This is a genomic window from Candidatus Cardinium hertigii (assembly GCF_003788695.1).
Genome location: NZ_RARA01000022.1, coordinates 23330 through 31293, shown reverse-complemented (window position 1 = coordinate 31293; position 7964 = coordinate 23330). Strand labels below are relative to the sequence as shown.

Below are 7964 nucleotides of genomic sequence, written 5' to 3'. Positions count from 1 at the left end.
CTTTTCAAAGACGAAGGAACGGTTGCTGAACGGATACTAAACATTTGTATTTCGAGACCTTTGCAATAGAAAATTTAAAATATACATAGAAGCAGTACGCGACTTCTTATTTAACAGATAATGGTATCCAATTTACCAACAAATCAAAAGATAAGTATGCCGGTATGCATATTTTTGATCGTGTTTGTTATGAACAAGCTATTGAACATAGACTAACAAAAATTAGCCATCCATGGACGAATGGACAAGTAGAACGTATGAATCGTACTATTAAAGAGGCAACTGTAAAACGCTATTATTATGAAAATCACGAGCAATTTAAACAACATTTATATGATTTTGTTAACGCATACAATTTTGCTAAAAAGCTTAAAACACTTAAAGGCTTAACCCCTTACGAATTTATTATGAAAAAATGGGAAAAGGAATCTGATAAATTTATTACTAAACCAAACCACTACAATATGGGACTAAACAATTCACATAGTGAACAGTTGTAGTTACCAAAATTGCTTAGTATAACTAAGGCTTATACCAAAAAGTTCAATCTTTTCACCTATATTTTCTATCGGTTGTTGGTAAAGCTTGAAACTCATATTGTGCGCTTTTGAAATTTGATAAGAAATTTCCCAATCATTGAACAGATTAGAATATCTGCCAAATGCACTTGAAAGTTTAAGGTGGTTTGATAAAAATAGATAACTAACTTTAATTTTTGTTTTTTGCAATGGATGTGTTTCTTCATTTTTTTTCCATGCATTAATATCTAAATCAGTTTCTATCTCTATGTTTGTCCAATTTTGTATTTGCTGAGCAATTAAATCATTTATACTAGCGCTTAGGGCGTCCCAGCCGTTTATGTTTTTAACGTCATACACTTTTTTAGCTATCAATAGGCTTAAAATTTGTTTGTTAAGATAATTTTTATCTAATAATGCCTGCGAATAACATTCTTCTAATTTTGTATTGATCTGAGCATTTACGCTTTTTAATGGAAATCTAATCCCATAGATAATAGAAGGGTTGACTAATTTGCCATAGGCAGAAAGGGAAATTTCTACTTGAACGGATTCCTTATCATTCCTTTCCTCGGAAGGGTCTGCTATAAATGCCATCTGTTTGTAAGTTGCTTTAATATCCACAATGCCTTCTTGCGGGTAACCATTAAAGGTTACTTGACTATTGGGTGTAATAGTAAATGTTTTTTGAATTAAATTATAAACTGAAACAGTACAAGTACCACTTTTGAAGCGGTAATTACCCAGTAGATAAGGCTTGCGATTGGTACCTATTTCTAATTGAATATTTCCTTCCCCCGTGCCTTGTATCATATCGTTACTATTGTAAGAGCCAAATAATACCTTAGTCTTTACATTCGGTAGTATGGTTAAACCCAGTATCAATTTTACAGCTGCTTTATCTTGATATGGATCTTTTATAGATAACTGATTGGATGGCTTATGCTCCTTGTTATATATAAACCGTACCAGTTGGGTTGTGTTTTCTATGTTTTCTTTATCATGTGTAATAATGGTAAAAGTACCTTTATGGGTTTTCGCATGCATATGAATGATTACATCCTTAATAGGTCCTTGTATTTGTACCGTTCCAGAGGCATATATATTTCCATAAAAATCAATATTATCTGATTGGCTGGTATTGAGCAGATGCAGCTGTTCTACTTTGCCCGAAAGCATCAAAGGGAATCCATTTTGTATGCCAATAGTTCCAGATAAATGGGCATGGCCTTTTTGAGCATCTTGCAAATAGAGTTGGTTAATATATAATACGTTCTGGTTGGCTTTTATCTCTCCAGTGACTTGGTACAGGGTATTTAGGTAGTTAATTTTAAGTTGTCCTTTGTCTATGGTGGCTTTACCATTTAGCTTCGGTTCATTTAGACTACCTGTTACTTGAAAATTTCCATTTATTTCCCCCTTGATTTCTGAGCATACAGATGTAACCAAGGGATTGAGTAGGTAAAGATCCATTTTGTTGAATCCAACGGAAATATTTAGGTTATCTTGTTGTTTTTCCGGGTAATAATAACCATGCACTTGTAATAGTTGCTGTCCTGCTTTTTGTAGCATGCCCCCTAGGGTTAGTTTATTTTCCGATGAATCCCAATCTACCTTTGTAGTAAAAGAACCTATCGGATGATTTTTAATGGTGCATTCTTTTAGGCTTAATGTACCTGTTGTAATAAAATGACCTTTTCGAAGATAAGCCAGTAGTTGCGCATCCATAGTTCCAGCCCCTTGCACTGCTTCTAAAAAATGGTCTACCGTAAGATTGCGTATAGTACAATGCAAGGGATTGTCTGTAGATTCAGAAAGTTTACCCCCAATAAAGAGCCCTTCATTTCCAGATGCTATAGATAAATTTCCAATGTCTATTGCTGTTTTAGAAATAACGCTGGTTTGTTCCGTTTGTATAGTCCATATTTTACCGTGAGTCTTTAAGCAGGAAGGCAGCAGATCAATGTATATGGCGTCTTGCATAAGCGTTCCAGAGCATTTTAAAGATAGTGTACTATGATGCGGTTGGCAAGATAATGTATTTGACATAGTAAATGTATTTTTGTCTATTAGCAGCTGGAGAGCTAGATGATCTGTTTGTATTTTTTTATTCCAGTTTAGCTTTTCTGAGGAGAAATTCAACCGAACAAGTCGCTTGATATGATTGGTTAAATGGTTAATCGTTAAATGTATTTTTGTCTTTTCTAAACTCAGCTGTTTAAAACAGATAGTTGATGCCGTAGGCAGCTCTAAGGAAAAATAATACGCATGATCGTAGCGCAGTTGACCCAAAAAAGTGGTCTCAGGAGATATATATAAATCAGTATAAAACCAATTTAATAGAGCGGATACCTTTTTACAGTTGATGGTGTAATGTATACTAAACTTAGTGGGTATAGTTGCCTGGTCTGCTCGATTGGTGAGGTCTGCTACATCTCTAATGGACATTAAATGCTTTATATGACTGCCTAGTCCCTCAGGGGTAAATACCCCTTTTAGCCTACAGTCCATAAATGGAGAGGTTAGGGTTAATATATTTTCCTCTCCATTTTGCGCTGAACCTATGGTTATTTGTTTCAAAATTATTTTTTTTTCCAATGCCTGAATGTTGCATTGGTTAAAAATGAGCGTTCCTTGCGGAAAATTGCTTAGAATATTATGGAGCGTTAATGAAAATTGTGTATTTACTTCTAATGGAAATGCCATCAAACCCAGTTTGGATAGATGCATTTGTGCTACTATTCCATTTGCTTGTAAGTTTTTTTTGGGCCCAAAATGATAATTTCCTGCTATCGTTAGCTTTGCACTGGGATCTTTGCTATTTACATTAAATGCCATTATGGTATTAGAAATAGTACAAGATGCCTCTATCCCTATATAATCATAAGTAGCGGTCTTGAGTTCTGTTATGTTGGCTGTTGCATTTAGGGTGCTACGTTGTATACTGCCTCCTTGCCCCTGTATGGAAACTTCTGCCGAAATAGCGGTAATAGGGAGCATAGGCAGAAGCGCGTTGAGGGCTACCCGATGCAGCGTTATGTTACCAACATAGGTTAAATTTTGTAGATTTGCACTTAAATTTTCTAGGATGAGATCTGTATGTACAGCTCCTATAGGGGTGGTGATATGCCCAGCTAGCTTAGCTTTTTGGCTATTACCCATAAGCGTTGTATTGGTTAAACCTATGTATGGTAATTCAGTTAAGTAGGGATCTATTTTTAACGTTTGTGGTAGGTGTGGTCGTAAGTCATTTATATAGCATAAGCCGTTATTAACCAGTATATTAACTACCATTTGTTTATTAATTTCGTTGCAGCACCCTGTACTCTCAAAGTAGCTATTTGATGCGCCAAAGGTAAGCTTACAGTCTTTCCATGCCATAGATTGGGGCGTTAAGGAAATTACGCCATCAAGTTTATATAACATATCCACCCCCTTAAAAAAATCCGAAAATTGATCTAATTCAATTGAAGATAAGCTTGTTTCATTTAAAGTAGCTTCTAATATCATATTTTCTTGATCAGAAAAAATGTCAAGATGCTTGGTATTACGCAACTCGAAATCGCCCTGCAGGCAGCTATGCTTGGTAAGCAATTGGCATTCTTTAAATAGGATATTATGGGAAGTGATACGAAATTTTGTAATAAAGCTTTTTAACTCGAAGGGTAGGACATTGGTAGCTTTATAAGTAAGAGAGGTGATGCTGCCTGCGTTAAGATGGGTAGAGGAGAAGAGATTTTTTATATGTAGATCTATTTTTTCTACCGTAATAGTTTGTTTTTTTCTTTGATTATAGTAGTGTAAATTGCAATCATTTAGTTGCAATGCTCGTATAGAGAGGTCTGTGGTTGTGGCTGGTATATAGGGTAAGATAACGTTGGTATAAAAGGTTGCTATATTCAAATCTTGCGTACTATTTTCTTCTAAATAAAGCTGTATACCAGATACTGAAATGGAATCGATCATATCTGCTTTTAGCAGCATTAAGCTCAATAGATGGAAGCTACCATTGCATTCGTTAATGGTAAATAAGGGTTTTTGTTGGGGGTCTGTAACCGTTATACCTCTTAATACAATATGCTGTAGCCAGGTTAGCCGCATCGTGTCACATGTGATATGATATTTTGTTGTGCTATGTAGATAATTAAGCGTTTTACCGAGTAGTGATTGCTGTACCGCTGGCAGATGTAATATCGCTACAATAGCCATCGTTAGTAGCGCAATAGTGCACAATATATTTCGAAGTGGCTTTATAAGCCACGTTTGTATTATGCTAAAATATTTGTCTAACTTTTTCATGGCCAAGGAAGTAACAAATGTGATTTGGTAAAAACCAGCCAGCTTGTGGCACATCATAAAGGTATAATGGCTTTGGTTTAAATCCAATCTCGAATGCATGTTAAGCTTATAAATCAGAGAATGGATTTGTGCTTTTCTCTGTTTCCTTATAGGGTGCTATTGAACTTTCTGAAAAAATTTGTTTAACTGTTCAAATATCCTGTATATTTGGATAGTACAGTTTTTAGCTCCTTTACCTAGTCTAAAGGATGTAGACCATTGTCTAGTATAGACATACAATAACATAAATGTAGAAAAGCAGTATTTTTAACTTGCTATAATTTATACTTTAGACCATCAAACATATTTGCGCCCAGCATGGAAAAAATGGAATCAATATACAGTAATCTAGAAGATGGTATTTTAACCATTACGTTTAAAGGTGATTCAAAATCTTCTACTATAACAGAAAAAAGCCTTAGTGAATTGCGGAGTGCCATTCAAGAAGTTTATGACCATGACAAGATAGAAGGAGTGATTATTACTGGAGAAGGAGAAGAAATCTTCTCATTAGGAACAGATGTTGCTGAATTGATAAAGTTAAGTGAATTAAATGCAAGAAAGTTTGCAGAAAATGGTCAAGAGGTATGTTCTTTTATAGAAAATTGTCCCAAGCCTATTTTAGCTGCTATTAACGGTTGTGCTTTGGGTTCTGGCTTCGAATTAGCATTGGCTTGCCATTTTCGGCTTGCTTCTGAAAATGTTTTTTTTGCTTTTCCAGAAATCGCCTACGGCATTATTCCTGGTTTTGGAGGCACCCAACGGTTAACAAAATTATTAGGTAAAACTAAAGCATTAGAATATCTGATGACCGGAAAACGTATTAATGCAGAATATGCGGAACAGATAGGGCTAGTGAGCGAAGTGGTGAGCTACAAGGAAGAAATGTTAAAAAAAGCTAAAAAATGGCTTATGGCTATTGTAAATAATGCAGATGTGGCATTGGGTATGTTGGTAGCTTGTGTGAATGCGGCTGAAAACCCAGATGAAAATGGCTTTCAAACAGAAGCAAATGGCTTTGCCAATTGTTTTAAAATAGTAGAACTTAAGGAAAATCTATTAAAAATAATTGATAAAAAAGTGCTTTTAAAATAATAGGGCCACTTAAAACATGGCGCAAAGGCTGGCTCACCATATGGCTGCAAGGGTCGAATCATAACATGATACAAGAGTTGCTTGCCAGTATCTGCATCTACTGCCATAACCTAATTATAAGCTTTTATTAAAAAGTGTGCTACTATTGCAGTTGCAGTTTACGTCATAGGTTTTAGATTATGGAATATAAATATGATAGCTAATATTTTTTTTGTAACTTCGTTTCTTTATTTTACTATAGATTAAGATACGTTTAGTTTATAAAGTTGTGTTATAGAAGTCGTATATTTTTAATTTTTTAACCACGCAATAATAAAACTTAGATTTAGAGGTTTTCTCCTAATTTTAGCTATTGTTACGTAACAATAAACAATACCTCACCTTTATGAATACAAGAGAAGGCGCTTTGAACTGGGATCAATATGATAATGCTGGCAAGCCAGCCAGTCTATATACAGATCAAGAAAGACAAGATCTTACTGACGCATACAAGGCTACTCTAAGCTCTATCAATCAGTATGAAGTAGTCAAAGGAACGGTTATAAGCGTAACTCCCAGAGATATTATCGTTAGTGTGGGATACAAATCGGATGGTTTAATTTCTGCTTCCGAATTTAGAGATCTACCTGAATTAAAAACAGGTGATGAAGTGGAGGTATATATAGAAGAAACAGAAAATGCCCAGGGCCAATTAGTACTATCCCGCAAAAAAGCAAAATTGGTAAGAGCATGGGAGAAAATACAACATGCTTTAGAGCATGGCGAAGTGTTGGAAGGATGCGTCAAACGCAGAACAAAAGGTGGATTAATTGTAGAAGTTTGTGATATTGAAACTTTTTTGCCTGGTTCTCAGATTGACATCAGACCTGTTTTAGATTTTGATGTTTTCGTAGGCAAAACCATTGATGTAGCTGTTATTAAAATCAATCATACCAATGACAACGTAGTGGTTTCTCACAAAGCACTGATCGAGAAAAAATTAGAGGGACAAAAACTCGAAATCATGAGTAACCTAGAAAAAGGCCAAATCCTGGAGGGTTATATTAAAAACATGACGAAATTTGGGGCTTTCATTGATCTAGGGGGCATAGACGGGTTACTGCATATTACTGATATTTCGTGGGGTAGAGTTGCCCATCCAGAAGAGATATTCACGCTTGGTCAACAAGTACGTGTAGTGGTAACAGGCTTTAATGAAGATAAGAAGCGTATTTCTTTGGGCATGAAACAACTTCAGGACCATCCGTGGGATCTGCTTCCAGATACTATACAAGTAGGATCTACCGTTAAAGGTAAAATAACCAATATTGCCGACTATGGTCTTTTTATAGAGTTGATGCCTGGGGTTGAGGGGCTGGTGCATATTTCAGAAATTTCGTGGTCACAATATTTGCGTGATATCAATGAACACTATAAAGTAGGTGACATCATTGAGAGTTGTGTGTTGTTGTTAGATCGAAAAAACTACAAAATATCTTTAGGCATTAAACANGGTATTGAAAGAGAAAATAGGCGCCTTTCACTTGGATTAAAACAGCTAGAAGAAAATCCATGGGACACTTGTGAAAAGATTTTTAAAATAGGATCCGTATATAAAGGTACTATCTTAAAAAAGATTCCAGGCCGTGGCGCCTTTGTTGAGCTAGCACACGGTATAGAAGGACAGGTATCGCAGCAGCATTTAATCAAAGAAAATGGTCAAGAAGGAGAAGTTGGAGAGGAATTGGATTTTCAAATATTGAAATTTTCTAAAGCAGATAAAAAAATAATTGTATCCCACCAAATTATTTTTAATCCGGCAATAGATAGCAAAAGTGACATGCAAGGAGAAGTAAGAGCAGAAGGAAAAATAGCTAAAACATCATCAGCTACAAAAACTGTAAGAAAACCTATGCCTGCTTCTAACGCATCTGCTATACCAAAATCAACAACTCGAGGATTTGAAGCTTTTGCCGATTTAAAGGACAAATTAGACAATCAACCGAAAACAAAAGAAGAAAGTGTAGAGTAGGT

3 protein-coding genes and 1 pseudogene are annotated in these 7964 nt (G+C 35.4%); 3 read left to right on the top strand and 1 reads right to left on the bottom strand.

Annotation, left to right across the window (positions count from 1 at the left end; translation table 11 throughout):
• Window positions 1-110: 110 nt before the first annotated feature.
• A pseudogene (locus EDM02_RS01915) lies at window positions 111-500 on the top strand (integrase core domain-containing protein); the annotation flags it as partial.
• On the opposite strand, the gene EDM02_RS01910 reads toward EDM02_RS01915, so the two are convergent.
• Window positions 501-4874, bottom strand: coding sequence for a translocation/assembly module TamB domain-containing protein (locus EDM02_RS01910; protein WP_184891091.1), 4374 nt, complete (start codon window positions 4872-4874; stop codon window positions 501-503). It lies immediately after the preceding pseudogene.
• A gap of 309 nt (window positions 4875-5183) precedes the next feature.
• Between EDM02_RS01910 and EDM02_RS01905 the strand changes: the two genes are divergently transcribed.
• Window positions 5184-5951: an enoyl-CoA hydratase/isomerase family protein gene (locus tag EDM02_RS01905; protein ID WP_317614973.1), complete on the top strand. Its 768-nt coding sequence runs from the start codon at window positions 5184-5186 to the stop codon at window positions 5949-5951.
• Between the two features lie 385 nt (window positions 5952-6336).
• Window positions 6337-7962: a S1 RNA-binding domain-containing protein gene (locus tag EDM02_RS01900; RefSeq protein ID WP_123662643.1), complete on the top strand. Its 1626-nt coding sequence runs from the start codon at window positions 6337-6339 to the stop codon at window positions 7960-7962.
• Window positions 7963-7964 lie beyond the last annotated feature (2 nt).

Excerpts from the sequence above, each read along its gene's own strand:
- EDM02_RS01910 (WP_184891091.1), bottom strand. The coding sequence starts at position 4,874 with ATGATGTGCCACAAGCTGGCTGGTTTTTACCAAATCACATTTGTTACT.
- EDM02_RS01905 (WP_317614973.1), top strand. The coding sequence starts at position 5,184 with ATGGAATCAATATACAGTAATCTAGAAGATGGTATTTTAACCATTACG.